This is a genomic window from Streptomyces sp. NBC_01591 (assembly GCF_035918155.1).
Classification (GTDB): Bacteria; Actinomycetota; Actinomycetes; order Streptomycetales; family Streptomycetaceae; genus Streptomyces.
The window spans coordinates 963,543-980,780 of the sequence record NZ_CP109328.1 but is presented as its reverse complement, the minus strand read 5'-3'; the positions used below and the strand labels follow the sequence as shown (position 1 = coordinate 980,780).

Genomic DNA, 17,238 nt, shown 5'->3' with positions numbered 1-17,238 from the left:
AGCCTCCGGTGGGATCGCCAGCGGTCCATGGCGCGGCTCTCGTGCCGTTGCCTGCAAAGCGTCATAAGTGGCGCCGTGTTGGCATGGTCGACAGTTACTCGCGAGAGTATGAGAGCGCCGCTCGCTGGATGTTCTGGTCCAGCATCACGGGGAAGGTTCATGCATCCACTGCCCCATGCTCAAGGTCAACCCCAAGATGCTGCCCCGCCTCGCGGAGATCGAGAAGGACCTCCTTCCTGCGCCGCAAACAGGCCAAGGAAGAGCACTGGCCCGGCGACACCGAGGGCATCGACTCGACCCTGGCCTTCCTCCGCGCCAAGCAAGCCGAGGCCGCCCGTCTCGCGAAGAGGCCCGTCACCGACCTCGGCATCCCACGACCCTGTCCCGCAGATACCCAGTGATCCACCACCCGATGGTGTCCCGCCATGGGTGCAGCCGATCTTGCCGGTGACCTTCACCGTCGCTCGGCTGCGACTACGCGGGGGCGGCTACGCCTGTCAGGTCGCCCACTCCGAGTTCTTCAACACGGGGCGGCAGCCGAAGGGCTGCGGATCACGACGACCCAGGCTGGGGCTCCTCGCCGTCGTAGGCCGCCAGCGCAGCCTGGCGGCATTCCAGCAGGTCGCCAAGGTCCTCGTGGGACACGTGCTCCTGAGTCAGTGCCACCATGGCCCTGGCCTCGACCGAGGCCCATGCGTGCCGGGCGCGTTTGTTGGCGCGTCGCCTGGTGTCGCTGCGCAGGAAGCCCGCTCCCGCCGCGAACCCGGCAGAGGCCAGAGCGGCGAGGGCGGCGGGAACGCGCACGTCCGCCGAGGCCAGTCCTGCCGCTCCCGCCGTGCCCGCGAGCAGGGCCGCGGGGAAACCGAGGGCGATGTCCGTCTTGGCCCAGAACTCGGCCCGGCGGTGGGCGAGTTTCCTCTGGCGCGTCGCCTCGTCTCTCATCCGCTCGATCTCGGCACGCAGGCGGTGCGCGAACTCGTCCGGGCTCAGGCGCGTGGTTCCGTCAGCGGAAGTGACCATAAAGGCATTCCAACACGCCTGCACCAGAAGGTACTTGGCGAGCCCGGACAGCCTTCGGGCGCGGTGGACGTGAGCTTCCCACAATGGTGTACCGCCAAGTCGTGTAGCCGATCTTGCAGGTGCGGTGGCAGGCCATCGCCGAACGCGGCATCCGCAATCCACCGCCTCAACCCCCGCACCACCACCGGCGCGCAGAGTGCCGACCTCCTCAAAGACCTCACCGAACGCATCGGTGCGACGTTCGTGTACGCGGGCATCGACGTCACCACGACCGCTTTGTTCAGTGGTGTGCGTGGCGCGCAGCTCGCCGGGAGGGCCTCACTCATCGAGTGCGGGCCGCTGCCCGCCCGGCACGGGACACACGAGCCGTTCAAAGAACTCATCGCAGGCCTTGAGGACGCCCTCGACCTCCAGCAGCATCGGCCCGGAACCCTCCCCCGTCATGCCGCATATCTCCACCAGCGGACCGCGAGCCGGATCGGGAGCCTGACCCGGCTGATCCGCCAATCCGCGATCACCGCCATCTGTGACGGCACCGAAAAAATCACCAAACCCTTGCTCGACAGCGTCCAGCTCGACCACCTCGCCGAAACCCACCCCCGCCCTACCCCGGCACCAACCCGGCCCCGTTCCCGTACACGACGGCCCTGACCCCCGCCACCGCACTGACCAGGAAAACAGTCCTGACCAGCAAAAACACAGCCAGTGCCTTTAGACCCAGGGGCATATCCGCGACATCCCGCGCCCTGTCTCAACGAAACTGCAACAACCCCAGGCCAGACCCCCATCCACACCCTCAAAACCACCCCGACACCGTTCTCAATCAATCATCAACACCCCAGCTCACAAACCACCCACCACCGCAACTAACCACCCCCAGCGTTAGCCGAGCTGGAAAAGCTCGGGATGGTGTGGTCCGAGCAGGAAGCGGCCTGGGCGGACGGGATCGCCGTCGCCAAGGAGTACGCCGCCGCCCACGGCCAATTCCTCCCTCCGACGACCGCGACGTGGGAGGGGCATCCCATCGGGGTGTGGGCGAAAAACGCGAGGGCGGCGGCCCGTAGGGCGCGAGAGAACGAGGAACTGCGCGCAGCCGGCCTCCCCGTCCCCTCGGCAGCCGGCGCGATGACCCAAGCGCGGCAGGATGAGCTGGACGCGATCGATCCGGGATGGTGCCCGGCCTGGGACACCGGGTGGCAGCGGTGCTACCGACTGGTCCAGAACCACGTCCAGGCCGGCGGAACCCTCCCGGAGGCTGCGGGCGACGTCGTCGTGCAGGGCGAAGACCTCGGACGCTGGGTGAACGCGCAGCGGTACGGGTGGGAACAGCTCCTGCCCGTGCAGCAGTGGATCCTGGAGAACACCCTCACGATCACACCGGCCGAGGAAGACGAGCGGCCGGTGAAGCAGACGCAGGATGCGAAGTGGGCGGTCAACCTCGCGGCGGCGCGGCGGTTCCACGCCCGTGAGGGGCATCTGCGAGTGCCTCGGAAGCACGTTGAGGAGCTGGATGCGGAAGCGGTCCCGACGGTCCGTCAGGACGCTGCTGACGGGCCCGTGGTGGTCAAGCTCGGCACCTGGCTCGACAACGTCCGCAAACGCGCCGCAAAGCTCCCCGAGCAGCGGCGGGCAGACCTCGATGAACTCGGGATGCGCTGGTAGATCGAGCGCGGCAGAGGAAACCTGCGGGGTGTCCTAGTCACTCACGTCCCGGCGGACGGTTTGGGGGCCACCCCTCGGCGAAGGCCTTGAGTTGCCTCCGTTGCCGTTCTTCCTCCGCGATACGGTCGCGGAGGACGGCTTGGTCGATGTACGGGGCGACGGCAGCGAGGACCAGGCGCTGAAGCTCGGTCGGGTCGAGTGCCTCAACCTCCCACTGCACCGGCCGGCCAGGGTCGAGCCTGTATCGGCTGGCGAACCCTGGCCAGCGTGGGTCGCCGGCCTTCCCCACAGCCGCGGGCAATTCGTAGTCCCGGACTTGGTCGTGGGTGAGCAGGACCCGTTCGATGTCTGCGCCCGAGGCGTCGAAGTCGCCGACGTAGAGCAGAACGGCCGGTCGCGGATCGCGGGCGGTGCGCTCGCGTACGACCTGTACGTAGCTCTGGCTGCCGAAGCCCCGGACGACAAGCACGGGGACGCCCGTACGCTCCAGCCAGCCGGTCAGCTGAGCCCGCAGGGTGTCCTTCTCGCAGGCCACGTACAGGGCTGATGTCTGGCCTGCGGTCCGGTCCAGGGCGAACCAGTCGGGCGCGGCCTGGAGGAAGGCACCGGCGTCCGGCCAGGCCGGGGAGACGTGGACCTCGCGCAAGGGGTCGATGAGGTCGGGGAACCGCTCCTGTCGTCGGGCCTGGGCGAGACGGGAGGACAGACGCCGGTACGTCGGCGCGGTGTGCGGGATCAGCCCCTCCGAGACGAGCCGGTAGTACGCCTGCCGGAGGGTGCAGCCGCCTACCCGGTCGTAACTGGTGACGATGTCGGCGGCACGGTCCACGATGCTCGGCCACTTGGCTGCGTAGGTGCGAGCGGAGAGCGAATGTCGGTGGTTCTTGGCATCGGTTCGCTGTCAAGAGGCCCAGGAATGTCGATGAGAAGTGGTTCTGGCTCAACTTCTGTTTGCGCCGTGAGGCGCTGTTGGTTCGAGTGGAGGTGGAAGGCCTGCACCAACCCGCTGTCGCAGCAGCTGGGTTGAAGCTGAGGGCAGCCTGATCCGGGTGATGCCGGGGAGGGTGAGAGCGGCCCTGACGAAGCCGGGACGTGACCAGTACTGCCAGATGGGGCGGGTCCGGCAAGTGTGATGGAGAGGAGTACGCAAGGAACCGGCGTTTTACGTCTCTTAACGAGCCTCCGGCTCCAACCTGGTGGATCTGGGCCGGAAGCGGTGCGTACTCGGGTCATCCTTTCGGGCGGTCTGACAACTCCTGGGTCGGTTTACGAAAGCTGGCCGGGAGGCCACGAGGAAAGCCTGCGGCGTACTCGTGGCGATGCCGCAGGGACACAGTCGGGCTCCTACTCCGTCGAGCGAACCACAGTGAACACGGGAACCGTCCCGAACCTCGCCCCGCTACCTGTCTCCAGCAGGCTGCCGGGGCTGGGCGCATCGACCGCCGATCGGTCCGGGACGGGGCGGAGCCGCCGTAGTACTCCGAGGCCGGGAAAGCCGGCCGCATGGGGAAGGGCGGCAGCGGTATCGAGAAGGGAAGGACGCTGCAATGCCGGAAGATGCCCCGCCGAATGGCGGAGCCCCGGGCCCTCGGGCCCGGGTACTGGAGATGCAGGCCAAGCTTCACCGTTGGGCGGTGGCCGATCCCGGCCGCCGGTTCGATGACCTGTTCAACTTCGTGCACGATCCGGCGACGCTGTTGGTGGCGTTCGACCGGGTCGCGGGCAACCGGGGAGCCCGGACTCCCGGCGTCGACGGCCTGACCGCCACCGACGTCGAGGAATCCATCGGTGTCCCCGGATTCCTGAACGACCTGCGGGTCGCCGTCAAGGGCGGTGCGTTCTGTCCTCTGCCGGTGCGGGAACGCAGCATTCCCAAGCCGGGAGGCTCGGGAAAGGTCCGTAAACTCGGGATTCCGACGATCGCGGACCGGGTCGCTCAGGCAGCGCTGAAACTGGTGCTGGAACCGATCTTCGAGGCCGACTTCAAGCCGGTCTCCTACGGGTTCCGGCCCCGACGGCGGGCCCAGGACGCCATCGCCGAGATCCACTATTTCGGCACCCGGGGATATCGCTGGGTGCTGGATGCGGACATCGAGGCGTGCTTCGACTCGATCAACCACACGGCCCTGATGGACCGAGTGCGTCATCGGGTGAAGGACAAGCGTGTCCTGTCGCTGGTCAAAGCCTTCCTCAAGGCCGGGATTCTTACTGAACTCGGTGAGAACAAGGAGACGTTGACCGGCACCCCGCAAGGCGGCATCCTCTCCCCGCTGCTGGCGAACATTGCTCTGTCGGCGCTCGATGAGCACCTGCACGAGACGTGGGAGCCGGGCGGGACGATGGCCACCGAAGGTAAACGCGCCCACCGGCGCCGCAAGGGTCGGCCGACGTGGCGGGTCGTCCGCTACGCGGACGACTTCGTCGTCCTGGTGCACGGCACCGAGGCCGACACTGCGGCACTGCGCGAAGAAGTCGCTGACGTGCTCGAACCTCTGGGATTGCGCCTGTCGCAGGCGAAGACCCGGATCGCGCACATGAGTGATGGGTTCGACTTCCTGGGCTTCCGCATCCAGTGGAAACGCAAAGGAGGCACGGACAGATGGCACGTCTACACCTTCATCGCGGACCGGCCCATCCGGTCCTTGAAGGCGAAGGTCCGTGCTGTGACAGGCAGGACATCGCAGCAGGATCTCGCCACCGTGCTGATCAGACTCACTCAGATCATGCGCGGTTGGGCCAACTACTTCAAGCACGCTGTCGCCAAGCATGTCTTCACGAAGCTTGACGCCTTCGTGTGGTGGCGTCTGATCCGCATGCTGCGGGAACGTCACCACTGGAGTTGGGGCGAAGTCCGCCGCCGGTTCACCACCCCCACCGGGCGGTGGCTACCGATCGCGGCGGACGGGGCCGAACTGTTCCAGATCGCATCGGTCACGGTCAGCCGTTACCGATACCGGGCCAGCAGGATCCCCAACCCATGGCACCCTGCGAACCCCGTCTGACGGCAGAGACCGTGGAGAGCCCGTTGCGCTGAGAGGCGCACGGCGGGTTCGGCGAGAGGTCCGGAGAAACGGACCGGGAGCAATCCCGGCACCGCGCTCCGGGCCTACTCAGCGGTGACGGGTCGACGGTCAATGGATCCGGTTGGCGTACTCGAAGAACCGGCAGGTCAGACGAACGGTCCGGCGCGGAGACGGGCGGGCAAGGCATAGCACCACAGAAGTTGAGCCAGAACCTGAGAAGTAGCAGCACTTGAGAGCGGTGAGTCCGGTCGGGATCGCGTCCCGCCAAGCGGTGTAGGCCGTGAAGATCTGTGCCGCGGGGCTGGCATTGGCGAGCACCATAGGGTTCGACATAACCGATCGACACCCTGATCGTGATGGCGTTAGCTGGCCAGCATGCCAGAGCTGCGTACCGACCGTCTCCTGCTCCGCCGGTGGCGGGAGTCCGACCTCGAACCGTGGGCGGCGATGAACGCCGATCCCGAAGTCCGAGAACACCTGGGGGCACTGCTGACGCGGGAGCAGAGCGCTGCCGCGGTGGCGCTCATGCAGGCCGAGTTCGACGAGCGAGGTTTTGGGTGGTGGGCGCTCGAAGCACGGGAGACCGGTGAGTTCATCGGCCGCGCCGGCTTGGACGGGGTGGACGAGGACATGCCGTTCGCGGGGGTGGATATCGGGTGGCGGTTGGTGCGTTCGGCGTGGGGTCACGGTTACGCCACCGAGGCCGCCCTGGCCTGCCTAGCCTTCGGCTTCGAGGCCCTCGGGCTGCGGGAGGTCGTTGCGTCGACGACCGTCAACAACCTTCGTTCCCAGGCAGTGATGCGCCGGATCGGCATGACCCGGGACCCGGCCGACGACTTCGAGGATCCGAGCGTGCCCGAAGGGCCGCTTCGCCAGTGTGTGCTGTACCGGATCCTCCGCAGAGAAGCCCACGGGCTACACGACCCCCTCGTCGTGCAGAGCACAACCATGGTCCCGAAGCAAGCATCTGGGTGCTCTCAAGACTCGGCGACACCACTCTCCATGCGAAGCGGGCGCTCTCGCGGCTGAGCTACAGGCGCTCTCGTAACTCGCTGACAAAGCCAGCCACTGGAGTCTAGGCACACCGGTACATGTACCACCGGGTCAGCGGCGGGTGCCAAATGGCCCGGACGGGTGAACTCGGGGCCTCGCGTACGCGGGCGCGGATCTAGGCGAGCGTGCCCAATTACGCCTGAAATTCAGGTAGTTGACATACTTTCTTCTTGTTTGTCACGGTGCTGCGCACGGGCCGGACCGACCGGTGTCCGGGGACCACGAGGACATCGTCATGGAGACCTTGAACCTGTCGCAGATCGGGCAGCGCGCAGGCGTGGGCCGTGCCGCTGTCGTCAACTGGCGGCGCCGGCACCCCGACTTCCCGGAGCCGGTCGGCGGCACCGACGAGAGTCCGCAGTTCGGGGCCGGGGAGGCCGAGGCGTGGCTGCGGGCCCACGGCAAACTCGCGACGGGGCTCACCACGGTGTCCTGCCCCTGCGGCGAGAGCGGCGCCGCGCAATCGCCGCTCGTCCAGGCCGAGGAGGCCAAGCGCCACCGCGACATCGGCGCGGAGGTCAGCGCGCTGGTCGGCGGGCATCGTGCGCTGACCGAGGCGCCGTGGTACCCGTCCCGCCCCGGCGACCGGCTGCTGCTCACGCTGGAGGCCACCGGGCACACCCTGCGCACGACGGAGCTGTACGAGGTCACCGAGGGCTGCGAGGACGGCATGGAGCTGCGCCTGGTGGACATCGCGCCCGAGGGGGCTGCGGGAGGCTGGTATGCCGGTCCGCCCGAGCTGTACGGGGCCGACCCGGTCGAGACGCCATGGATGGAGGCCGGCCCCGACCGCCTCACCATCACCCGCAACAACGTCATCGTGCATCAGGGCCGTCACGCCCTGGCCCGCCCCGACACCGCCGAACCCCGGATCACCACCGCGGCCGGGCCGGACGGCACCGTCGGCTGGGCCGTCGTCCAGGAACGCGAGTACACCCCCGCCGAAATGAGCGCTCTGGAACAGAAGATCATCGCGCGGAGCGCGGAACTCGCCACCCGCCACGACCAGGAGCAGCACCAGACCGAGGCGGAAGGGTAGGGGTACAGCTCCCGGCTGGTGTGCTTGAGGGCCCGTCCGTGCGGACGGGCCCTCAAGCGGTGCGGTCAGCGTGCCCGACGGTAGGGGCTCGTCGGCAGTGCCGGGCGGGCCTCGGCCAGCTTGGAGACTCCGGCGCTCTGGCCTGCGGCGCCGAAAGCCGGGGCTGAGGCCGGCCAGCGAACCTGCCAAAGCCCTACGTGCCCAAGGTGTCTTGCACGAATCTCCGAAGGTGCGTACGCACGACGTCGGGCTGCTCCAACCAGGGTTCGTGCCCTGCGCCCTCAATCATGGTCAGCGGAAGAGCGAGCCGCAGGGCGAGTGATTCAAGCGCCGACACAGGACGTGGATCGTCGGTTCCGCCGAGGAGTTCCGCTCGCGCGGGCAGGCACGCACGCAGCTCGGCGAGGTGCTCATCGAGCGGATCTGCGCGTCCTTCCTTGCCGAGTTCGCCACCAGCTCGAGCGGGACGAGGTCCCCGAGGCGGCCGGCTGCGACATGGTCTTCGTGAACCTCTTCCATGCCCCTCTGGGGAAGCCGATGCGCTACGGCACAGCGAAGGAGCTCTTCGACCGGCTGGCGAAGAAGACCCAGCTCACCGCACGTCCGCACATGCTGCGGCACGGGGCGGCCACGGCCTGGGTCCGCGGCGGCGTCGACGAGGACGTGGTCCAGGACCTGATGGGGCACGTCTCCCGGTCCTCGCTGACGCCCTACCTGCACGCCAGCGAGGCGGACAAGCGGGCGGCGGTCGAGCTGGTGGCGGCGGGGAGGCGGTCGTGACCAGTCCCGCGCCGATCACAGCGGAGCCGCTCTCCGACGTCGTTCCGCTCGACCTGACGGCCTGGACCCATTTGGTTGCAAGAGCAGGTCGATCCCCTCTGGCGGCCCGGCGAGTGGTCACAGCAGGCTTGGTTCTTCGACGGCGACGTGGACAACCCGCGCACCTCGGCCTCGAAGTGCATCACCACCTCGTGCTGGACCATGATGCCCTCCCGGGGTCTGCTCTGCCGACACTGCCTGGAAGCTCACAAGACCATGGCGCCCACCAACTGCTCAAGGCCCCGCTGATCGTGGTGTGGGACCGGCTGAGCACCCACATCTCCAAGACGATGAAGGCACTCGTTGCCGAGCGGGACTGGCTGACGGTGGTCCTGCTGCCCGGGTATACGCCCGACCTCAACCCGGTCGAGAGCCTGTGGGCGCACATCAAGCGGAGCCTGGCCAACCTGGCCGCCCGCACCCTCAGCGAGCTGGAGACTCTGCTCCGCAGGCGGCTCAAAGCGCTGCAGTACCGGCACGGCATCCTCGGCGGATTCCTCGCCGGGACGGGCCTCGCTCTCGATAGACCGGACAGACCCTAATACGCCGAAGTCAGTATGCACGGACGAGCCGGTGCGGACGCTGGTCGACCTCGCGCTCGCTCCGGAACACCGCCCGAGGGCACGGAGCGCTCGACGACGGGCTCAGCCTCAGCGGACCGGCATCAGCCGTCTGCGTCGGGGGTTGGCCGCTGTGCGATAACTATTGGCTGCCGTCTCGGCGCTGGTGTCGCTGCCCATTGGCTCGTCGCGGCGTGAGAGGCACTGACGCTGGTGGCTCAGCCGGCCCCCGGCCGTCGCCACAGGTCGATGGGTACGTGCCGCACCGCCCGCCCCGCCTCGTCGAGGATCCAGCCCATGCGCTTGGGATTGCCGAGCGTGAGGGAGCGGTCGGTCACAGCGATCTCCGGGAAGCGCTCGGCGATGTACGACTCCAGGCGCAGCACGTCGGGCGTGGAGCGCACCCAGCTGTTGACCACCAGGTTGTGGTTCGAGGTGGTCGCCGCGCACATCCGCACCTCCGGCAGCGCGGCCAGTGCGGGGCCGACCCGGGCCAGCGCGTCGGAGGGCACGTTCGCGTGGAAGGTGGCGAACACCGGATACGGCGAGTAGGTGTGGGCCATCTCGCAGCGCGGCAGCGCGGCCCCCGTGCGCACCATCCACGCCACCCGGCGCCGCACCGTCGACTCACTCATTCCCGTGCGCCGGGCCAATTCGCCGTATCCGGCGCGCCCGTCGGCGCCGAGTGCGAGCAGCAGCTCCCGGTCGGCCTCGGCCGGTGCGGGATCGACGTCACCCACCGCGGGGGGCGTCCCGGAGCGGACTGTCTCGCGCTGGTCGCGGCTGATGGCGCGAATGTCCCAGCGGGAGCCCTCGGTGAAGAACCGGGTGACGATCCGGCTGTGTGTGGCACGCACCCCGGGCAGTCTCCCGAGGACCTCGGTGTGCAGCCGGGAGAGGTCGGCCAGCGAGTCCACCATGACGTTGAGGGACAGGTCGTGGTGGCCCGCTGTGTGCTCGATGCTGGCGATCTGCGGTTGCTCGGCAAGCGCGGCCGAGATCGCTGGGATGCGGCCGGGTTCGCAGTCCACGCCGACGATGGCGACACAGTGGTGGTGGTTGACGAAGGCTCCGCCGTACGCGGTCACCCAGACCAGGCCCTGGGCGCGCAGCCGCTCCCAGCGCCGCGCCGCTGTCACCGGGCTGACTTCGATGGCCCTTCCTACCCGCGCCCAGGACGCGCGGGGCGCGGCCTGGAGCGCATTGACCAGGGACAGGTCCAGCTCGTCCAGCAAGCCGGTGGCGGAATCGGTCACTGTGGCACCTCTCCTGAATGAATTATGCAGAAATCCATGGGGTGTACTCCAGGAGTTTCAAGCTCCTTGTGTGATTTGGCAACGGCCGCCGGCCGTCCGCCGCGGTGGCTGTCCGTCTCTCGGCAGCCGACCACCGACTCGCGACATGTCTCGGAGTTCGCCATGCGCCTTCCGTGGTTGCTGACGGCCGTGCCTGTAGTGGCCCTGCTGTCAGCTGTCTGGCTGCCTTTCGTCAACGGACCGCACTTGTGGTTCGGCATGCCGTCCCTGCTGGTCTGGTCCGTCGTCTGGGTCCTCGCCCTGACCCCTGCCCTCGCCTTCGTCGAGCGGCGCCGCACTGCGCTCGCTGCCGGCCGCCAAAACCTCCAGGAGGAGCACCGATGAGCACCGTCCTTGTCGTCTGCGTCGTCGGCATAGTCGTCATCGGCCTACTCGGAATGATGGGCCGTCGCAAGCCCGCCGCGAATCTTGAGGAGTGGAGCGTCGGAGGCCGTAACTTCGGCGCCCTGACCACCTGGTTCCTGCAGGCTGGGGAGATCTACACGACCTTCACGTTCCTGGGCCTCGCGGGCCTGGCCTTCAGCTCCGGTGTCGCGGTCGTCTACGCCCTGCCGTACCTGCCCATCGCCTACGTCGGCCTCTACGTCGTCAGTCCGATCGTGTGGCGCATGGGGCGCGAACGCGGCCATGTCACGCAAGGTGACTTCTTCGCCGATCGCTACCGCAGCCCCCTGCTCGGCACCGTTACCGCTGTCTTCGGCGTGCTCTTCCTGCTGCCCTATCTGCAACTGCAGATCACCGGACTCGGACTGGTCGTCGAACTCGCCACCGGCAAGGACAACGTCGGCACCCCCGCGATGATCCTCGCCTCGGTGCTCATCGTTGCCTTCGTGTTGTGGTCCGGCATCCACGGTGTCGCGAGGACCGCGTACTTCAAGGACGCCCTGATGTTGGTCGTCCTGATCATCCTGCTCGTCGCTGTCCCCGCCCACTTTCATGGCGGGCTCGGCAGCCTCGGCGGTGAACTGCGCGCCCACCATAGTGAGCTGCTCAGTGTCCCGCACAGTGGCCCGCACGGCACCGTCTGGTTCTTCACCGCGATGCTGACCAGTCTGTTCAGCGTGCTGTTCATGACGATGCCTCACGGTTGGCCCGCGGTCATGGCCGCCGACTCCGAGCGCGCCCTGCGTAAGAACAGCATCTGGATGCCCGTCTACGGCGCTACCCAGGCCATCCCGATCATCGTAGGCTTTGTCGCGATCACCGCGCTCTCGGCTCCCGTGAACGGGAACAACGGAGTCCTGCTCACCCTGGTCTCCCAGGCACTGCCCGCTTGGCTCGTGGGCGTCGTGGCCGTCGCAGCGGCCGCCACTGCCATGGTCCCGGCCGCCGCCATCGTGCTCGGCATGTCGACCATGGTGGCCCGCAATGTGCTGCGCGTACAGGACCCCCGTCGCGCGCTCATCGTCAACCACACCACTGTGGTGGCCGGTGTCGGGGTCGCCCTCGTCTTGGGTATCACCCGGCCCGACGCTCTCGCCAACCTGCTCCTGCTCACCTACAGCGGCCTCACCCAGATGGCCCCGGCGACGGCCGCCGCCCTGACCAGGCGCCCGTTGCTGCGCGCACCAGCGGCGGGGGCGGGCATCGTCGCCGGCGAGGCCGTCCTCATCTGGCTGACCTTCAGCGGCATCTACGACGGTCCGGTGAGCCACGGTCTCATCTCCCTGGCGGTCAACGTCCTGGTGGCAGTGGTGGCCGAGGCGGTCTTGCGCCTGCGGGGCAGCCGTGCCGCCGAGGAGGAGCGAGAGGCCCCGGCGCCGGCCCCGACACCCGTGCGCTGACCTCGCAGTCCCTTCCCGAAGACACACCGTCACGAGCGACCGTCCGCCGGACGTCGCCGCACCACCGCACCGCCCCCCTCGTTCCCGTCCGGCCGCCGTCCTCGGCGACATGTCCAGCCGTACGGGAACGAGGCACAAGAAGGAGACCGAACGTATGACCACCGCGATCAACCGGCAGCACGGCCCCGTCGCCCCTCCCGCGCCTGTGCGCATCGTCCGGGCCCGCCGTATCACCACCCTGGACGGCGAGGCCGATGTCCAGGTCCTCGCCACCGTCGGCGAGAGCATCGCCGCAGTCGGCGAGGCAGCCGAGGCGTACGCGGCACTGCCGGGCGCCGAGACCGTCGATCTGGGCGATGCCCACCTGGTGCCCGGCTTCCACGACGCGCACTGCCACCCCATGGAGGTGGCCAACGCCGCTCTCCGGCTCGACCTGGGGGCGGGCGCCGGAACCCCCCGGGAGCGGCTCGCGGCGCGAGTGGCCGCCACCGAGCCGGGCCGATGGATCGTCGTCCAGGGCTACAACCCTGCCGACGACCCCGACGGCCGCCTCGATCGCGCCGCGATCGACGCGATCACCACCCGCCACCCGGTCCTGGTGATCCACTTCTCGTTCCACATGGCGGTCGCCGGTTCCGCGGCCCTGACGCTGACCGGTCTGCACGACGGCAGCGGCCCCCAGACCGGCGGCGACCTGGGCCGCGACACGACGGGCCGACTGGACGGCTGGCTCTACGAGCGGACCTGGTTCGACCAGCTCTACCGTGCCTCCGGCGAAGCCGCCCTGCTCCCGCAGGAAGCGCCCGAGGCCCTGCTCGAACCGCTGGCCAACGTCTTCACCGCCTACCACGCCGCCGGCATCACCTCCGTCTGCGACGCCGTGACCCCCCCGGCCGCACTGCGCACCTATCAGCACATGCGCGAGCGCGGCCGGCTGACCATGCGGGTGGGCACCCTCCTGTGGCATCGCTATGCGGACGCCCTGCGCCACGCGGGCCTGCACGCCGGATTCGGCGACGAGTGGCTGCGCATCGTCGGCGTCAAGATCATCATGGATGGCGCGCTGGCAGGGGGCACCTGCCTGTGCCGCGACCCCTACCCGGCCGAGACCGGGTCCGACAACGGCATTCAGCTCCTGGACGAGGCCGAGCTCGCCGACGCGGTGCTCGCCCTGCACGCCGCGGGCCTGCGCGTCGGCGTGCACGCCAACGGCGACCTGGCTGTCTCTCAGGTCCTCGACGCGATTGAGGCAGCCCGCGCCGCCCACCCCGAGCAGCGGATCAACCACCGCATCGAGCACTGCTCCCTCGTCGACGAGAACCTGGTCCGGCGGATCCGCGCCGCAGAGGTCACCCCTGTGCCGTTCGGCGCATTCGTCCACGGGCACGGCTCCAAGCTGCGCCGCTACTACGGTGACGCGCGCGCCGAACGGGTCAGTGACCACCGCTCCTTTCTGGACGCCGGCGTCGTCGTCGCGGGCTCGTCCGACCACCCGGCGGGTCCCCTCGAGCCGCTGCTCGCACTCCAGACGATGGTCACCCGGCGCACCAGCGAGGGCGATGTCCTCGGCGCCGACCGAGCCCTGACGGTGCGTGAGGCTCTGAGCGTCTACACCGTCGGCTCCGCGCGCGCCACAGGCGAGTCCCACCTCAAGGGCCGCATCGCTCCCGGATACCTGGCCGACTTCACCGTGCTCGGCCAGGACCTGTTCGCCACCGCCCCCGACGCCCTCGCGGCCGTTCCGGTGCGCGCCACGTGGGTCGGCGCCCGTCAGGTCTGGTCGAACGGCGACGCGTGAGCGCCACGGTGGCGCGCGGGACGGGGCGGCCAACGTGATTCGCACCCTGTGCCGTTCAGAAACTCATCGCTGCTGGTCAAGCCGCGTATCTGTACTCGTTGATGACGCCGCCCAGTACTCGGGTGCGGAGGAGTCGGTGCGCGGTCAAGTCGGTCGGGGGCGCCGGGTGCTCCTGGGCGAGGGGAGGAAGTTGCCCCCGGGCCTGGTGGGGGCGATGGCCGTTGTAGTGGAGGGCGTAGACGTCGAGCACGCGTCGAGCGTGGGCTTCGTTCAGGAGCAGCAGGTGGTCGAGGGCCTCGCGCCGGAGTGTCCCGATGACCCTTTCGCAGTGCGCGTTCATCCGTGGGGCCCGCGGCGCCGTCTTCAGGGTCTCGATGCCCTCGGACGCGAAGACCGCGTCGAAGGACTCGGTGTACTTGCGGTTCCGGTCGCGGACCAAGAAGCGCAGCGACTCCAAGCGCAGGCCCAGGTCGACGGCGAGGTTGCGGGCTTGCTGGACCGTCCACTGCGTGGTCGGATGCGCGGTCACACCAGCGATGTGCAGGCGGCGCGTGCCGTGCTCGAGGAAGACGAGCGCGTAGACCCGGCGAAGATCGACCAGGTCGATGTGCAGGAAGTCGCAGGCGATGACGCCGTCGGCCTGCGCCGTCAGGAACTCTCGCCACGTCGGCCCACCTCTGCGGGGAGCAGGGCCTACTCCGGCAAAAGTCAAGATCTCCCAGACCGTGGAGGCTCCGACCCGATGCCCGAGCCGCGCGAGCTCGCCTTGGATCCTGCGACACCCCAACGCGGATTCTCTGCGGCCAGCCGCAGCACCAGCTTTTGATCGCCTTCGTGGTCGGTGGCCGGCCGGGCCTGCTCCGGCGCTTGCTGTAGTCCCACCGGCGCGCCACGAGCCTTCGATGCCACGCCGGCACGGTGCCCGGAGCCACCGGGAACACCTGCGCCCACGACGCCGGGGTATCAGCGAGGACAACGCCGCGAACCACAGCCGGTCCGCCGGCTCGTAACGCACCGGACCTGCAAGTTGCCTGCGCAGCACCGTCACCGCGATCTGCGAGAACATGAATCTGCCCCTGGTCCGCTCCACCTCGCAGGCACCGGACGGAGCGACACCGAACGAACCACACTCGCCTCCTGCGGCCTTTCCAGGTCCGCCGCTCCAGAAGCTGCTGCGTCACTGTCAGATGAGTCGTACGCCCAGCGCGAAGATTCCCGCGATCAGCACGAGGACCACCCAGACCGAGGCCGTCACGCCTCGGCGGCGCAGCAACAACAACCGGACCTGGTTGACGATGTCGAAAGCCGCGAGAACCGCTCCGAGTCCGCCGATGGCCGCCGCGCTCCAGTAGGCCCATGCGTGCTCCCCAAGGAACCGCAGAAGCAGCAGCGCCGGCACGATGAGCAGGAGCGACCTGATGGAGGAGACGACAGATTCCTTCGTCTGCTCCTGTCGCTGTTCATCATGAGCCTGGTTCAGCATGTTTCTCCCGACCTGGTGGTCGCGGAGACGTCGGCGCGGGCGGCTCGCGGGTCCCCAAACCGTGGTGCCGAGCTCCGCTTTTAGTTCGAAAAATCACTTGGCTGTGGCGCTATCGTACCTGTCCTCAGCAAGGGTCCCTCGTGCGCACACCGCACTGCACGCGCACCTCCACATGCCACTTGACCTTGGGGTGCTTCCGTAGTGAGAGCGGAGCGAAAGGGCCGGGAAGCTCACCCAACAACGACGCGCCGACCTCGACGCCCTCGGCATGCGGACTGGGTGTCCTTCAACGTGATCGACACGGAGAAGCAGGACTGGGCGCGCGGCTGGGCGTCGCTCAAGAAGTTCACCAAACGTGAGCTTCACGCCCGGGTGCCGTACGGGCACAAGGAGGGCGCCTTTTCAACGCCTGGGTCAGGCCGGAGTGAGGTCATCGAGCGGGAGCTCCTAGCGGTGGCCGTCGGTGAGCTCGACGACGGCGGCCTGCTCGTCGACGGAGACGATTTCTCCCTTGCGTGCCCAGTCCTCCGGGAGGCTGTCCTCCGGCACTGAGACCTGGTGGCCGACGCTGAGGTAGTCCGGGTAGCGCTTGGCCAGTTTGAGGGCGATCGGCCGGGAGATGGCCGGCGCCACGAGCTCCGCCAGCCGCACCAGCGCCCGGCCATCACTGCTCAACACCCCATACAAACACCCGAACCGGCCCGGCCCACAGCGCCCAAGACCGGACACCGAACTGAGAACCACCTCGGACACGGAAGCAAGAACTCCCAGGCAGCGGCACCCCAGAGGCGTGCGAGATGATCGCGCCATGGATGAGATCGTCTTGATGTCGGACCCGAAGGTGGCCGCGATACCCGTTACGGAATGCGGTGAACGTCTCGTGGACGTCCGACGCGGCGGCTCGTTGCTGGTCGACGCACGCCAACAGGACCCGGCAGATACCTTCGCGTACCTGCGGGACGGCGTGCTGGACCGGCTGCTCAAGGCCCAGGCGATGCTTCCGCAAGGACTGCGGCTGCTGTTCGTCGAGGGGTACAGGCCACCTTCACTCCAGCGGGAGTACTTCGAGGAGTACGCCAACCAACTGCGCGTCAGCCACCCGGAGTGGCCCAATGGACAGATCCACTCGGCGGCGAGCCGCTATGTGTCCCCGCCCGACATCGCCCCGCACAGCGCCGGCGCGGCCGTCGACCTCACCCTGGCCGACACCAGCGGCCGAGAGCTGGACCTGGGCACACGGATGAACACGGACCCGGAGGAGAGCGAGGGCGCCTGCTACACCCACGCCCTCAACATCAGCGAGGAGGCCCGCGCCAACCGGAAGCTGCTGGGCTCTGTACTCACCGCTGCGGGCCTGGTGAACTACCCGACGGAATGGTGGCACTGGTCCTTCGGCGACCGCTACTGGGCTCTGATCACCGGGAAGACCGCGGCCCTCTACGGCCCGAAGGAGATCACCCCGCGCCACTGACCAGCCCGGCCCTGCCGAACCCGACCATTCAGACGTGAGTCGTACTCAGTTGCTGGCGGTGGCAGCCTTGTTCGTGGCCGCGTAGGGGTCGACGGCCTCGTCCAGGACCACGCCGACGTCGTACGGACAGAGACTGAGCAGGTAGTCGGCCAGCGGCGGCGAGCCCGCCCTGGGAGGGCGCGCGAGTTTCGTGCTTGGTTGGGGTGAGGG

The 17,238-nt window shown here is 68.5% G+C and carries 13 protein-coding genes and 4 pseudogenes; 11 read left to right on the top strand and 6 right to left on the bottom strand.

The features are described from left to right. Positions 1 to 552: 552 nt before the first annotated feature. Positions 553 to 1,020, bottom strand: coding sequence for a hypothetical protein (locus OG978_RS45870; RefSeq protein ID WP_326770970.1), 468 nt, complete (start codon positions 1,018 to 1,020; stop codon positions 553 to 555). 156 nt (positions 1,021 to 1,176) lie between these two features. On the opposite strand from OG978_RS45870, the pseudogene OG978_RS45865 reads away from it, so the two are divergent. Further along, positions 1,177 to 1,671: pseudogene (locus OG978_RS45865) on the top strand (ATP/GTP-binding protein); the annotation flags it as partial. 255 nt (positions 1,672 to 1,926) lie between these two features. Then, positions 1,927 to 2,682, top strand: a complete 756-nt coding sequence (locus OG978_RS45860) for a helicase associated domain-containing protein (protein ID WP_326770969.1) — start codon at positions 1,927 to 1,929, stop codon at positions 2,680 to 2,682. Between the two features lie 37 nt (positions 2,683 to 2,719). Here OG978_RS45860 and OG978_RS45855 read toward each other — a convergent pair whose 3' ends face one another. Beyond that, positions 2,720 to 3,511: a hypothetical protein gene (locus tag OG978_RS45855; protein ID WP_326770968.1), complete on the bottom strand. Its 792-nt coding sequence runs from the start codon at positions 3,509 to 3,511 to the stop codon at positions 2,720 to 2,722. Between the two features lie 718 nt (positions 3,512 to 4,229). Between OG978_RS45855 and ltrA the strand changes: the two genes are divergently transcribed. From ltrA to OG978_RS45830, 5 genes and pseudogenes are all read left to right on the top strand, one after another. Further along, positions 4,230 to 5,684, top strand: a complete 1,455-nt coding sequence (gene ltrA / locus OG978_RS45850) for a group II intron reverse transcriptase/maturase (protein WP_326763267.1) — start codon at positions 4,230 to 4,232, stop codon at positions 5,682 to 5,684. Positions 5,685 to 6,080: 396 nt separating this feature from the next. Further along, positions 6,081 to 6,605 (top strand): annotated as a pseudogene (locus OG978_RS45845) (GNAT family N-acetyltransferase); the annotation flags it as partial. 388 nt (positions 6,606 to 6,993) lie between these two features. After that, positions 6,994 to 7,797 carry a hypothetical protein gene (locus OG978_RS45840; protein WP_326771095.1) on the top strand — a complete coding sequence of 268 codons (804 nt, stop codon included), beginning with the start codon at positions 6,994 to 6,996 and terminating at the stop codon, positions 7,795 to 7,797. Positions 7,798 to 8,292: 495 nt separating this feature from the next. Next, positions 8,293 to 8,577 carry a tyrosine-type recombinase/integrase gene (locus OG978_RS48745; protein ID WP_442817897.1) on the top strand — a complete coding sequence of 95 codons (285 nt, stop codon included), beginning with the start codon at positions 8,293 to 8,295 and terminating at the stop codon, positions 8,575 to 8,577. 257 nt (positions 8,578 to 8,834) lie between these two features. Then, positions 8,835 to 9,158: pseudogene (locus tag OG978_RS45830) on the top strand (transposase); the annotation flags it as partial. A gap of 236 nt (positions 9,159 to 9,394) precedes the next feature. Here the strand turns inward: OG978_RS45830 and OG978_RS45825 are convergent. After that, positions 9,395 to 10,432: an Lrp/AsnC family transcriptional regulator gene (locus OG978_RS45825; RefSeq protein ID WP_326770966.1), complete on the bottom strand. Its 1,038-nt coding sequence runs from the start codon at positions 10,430 to 10,432 to the stop codon at positions 9,395 to 9,397. 162 nt (positions 10,433 to 10,594) lie between these two features. Here OG978_RS45825 and OG978_RS45820 point away from each other — a divergent pair, with 162 nt between their 5' ends. The 3 genes from OG978_RS45820 to OG978_RS45810 all read left to right on the top strand — a co-directional run bounded on the left by OG978_RS45820 (position 10,595) and on the right by OG978_RS45810 (position 14,074). Continuing rightward, positions 10,595 to 10,816, top strand: a complete 222-nt coding sequence (locus OG978_RS45820; RefSeq protein WP_326770965.1) for a hypothetical protein — start codon at positions 10,595 to 10,597, stop codon at positions 10,814 to 10,816. Then, complete coding sequence (locus tag OG978_RS45815) at positions 10,813 to 12,276, top strand: sodium:solute symporter family protein (RefSeq protein ID WP_326770964.1); 1,464 nt, start codon at positions 10,813 to 10,815, stop codon at positions 12,274 to 12,276. Before OG978_RS45820 ends, OG978_RS45815 begins: the two co-directional genes overlap by 4 nt. A 154-nt stretch (positions 12,277 to 12,430) precedes the next feature. Further along, on the top strand, positions 12,431 to 14,074 hold the full coding sequence (locus OG978_RS45810) for an amidohydrolase (RefSeq protein ID WP_326770963.1): 1,644 nt from the start codon (positions 12,431 to 12,433) through the stop codon (positions 14,072 to 14,074). Between the two features lie 76 nt (positions 14,075 to 14,150). On the opposite strand, the pseudogene OG978_RS45805 reads toward OG978_RS45810, so the two are convergent. The 3 genes and pseudogenes from OG978_RS45805 to OG978_RS45795 all read right to left on the bottom strand — a co-directional run bounded on the left by OG978_RS45805 (position 14,151) and on the right by OG978_RS45795 (position 16,232). Then, positions 14,151 to 15,140, bottom strand: a pseudogene (locus OG978_RS45805) (integrase core domain-containing protein). Positions 15,141 to 15,257: 117 nt separating this feature from the next. Beyond that, positions 15,258 to 15,557 carry a hypothetical protein gene (locus OG978_RS45800; protein WP_326770962.1) on the bottom strand — a complete coding sequence of 100 codons (300 nt, stop codon included), beginning with the start codon at positions 15,555 to 15,557 and terminating at the stop codon, positions 15,258 to 15,260. Positions 15,558 to 16,004: 447 nt separating this feature from the next. After that, positions 16,005 to 16,232: a hypothetical protein gene (locus OG978_RS45795; protein WP_326770961.1), complete on the bottom strand. Its 228-nt coding sequence runs from the start codon at positions 16,230 to 16,232 to the stop codon at positions 16,005 to 16,007. 133 nt (positions 16,233 to 16,365) lie between these two features. Between OG978_RS45795 and OG978_RS45790 the strand changes: the two genes are divergently transcribed. Beyond that, a complete protein-coding gene (locus OG978_RS45790; protein WP_326770960.1) occupies positions 16,366 to 17,028 on the top strand; it encodes a M15 family metallopeptidase in 663 nt (220 codons plus the stop codon). Positions 17,029 to 17,238 lie beyond the last annotated feature (210 nt).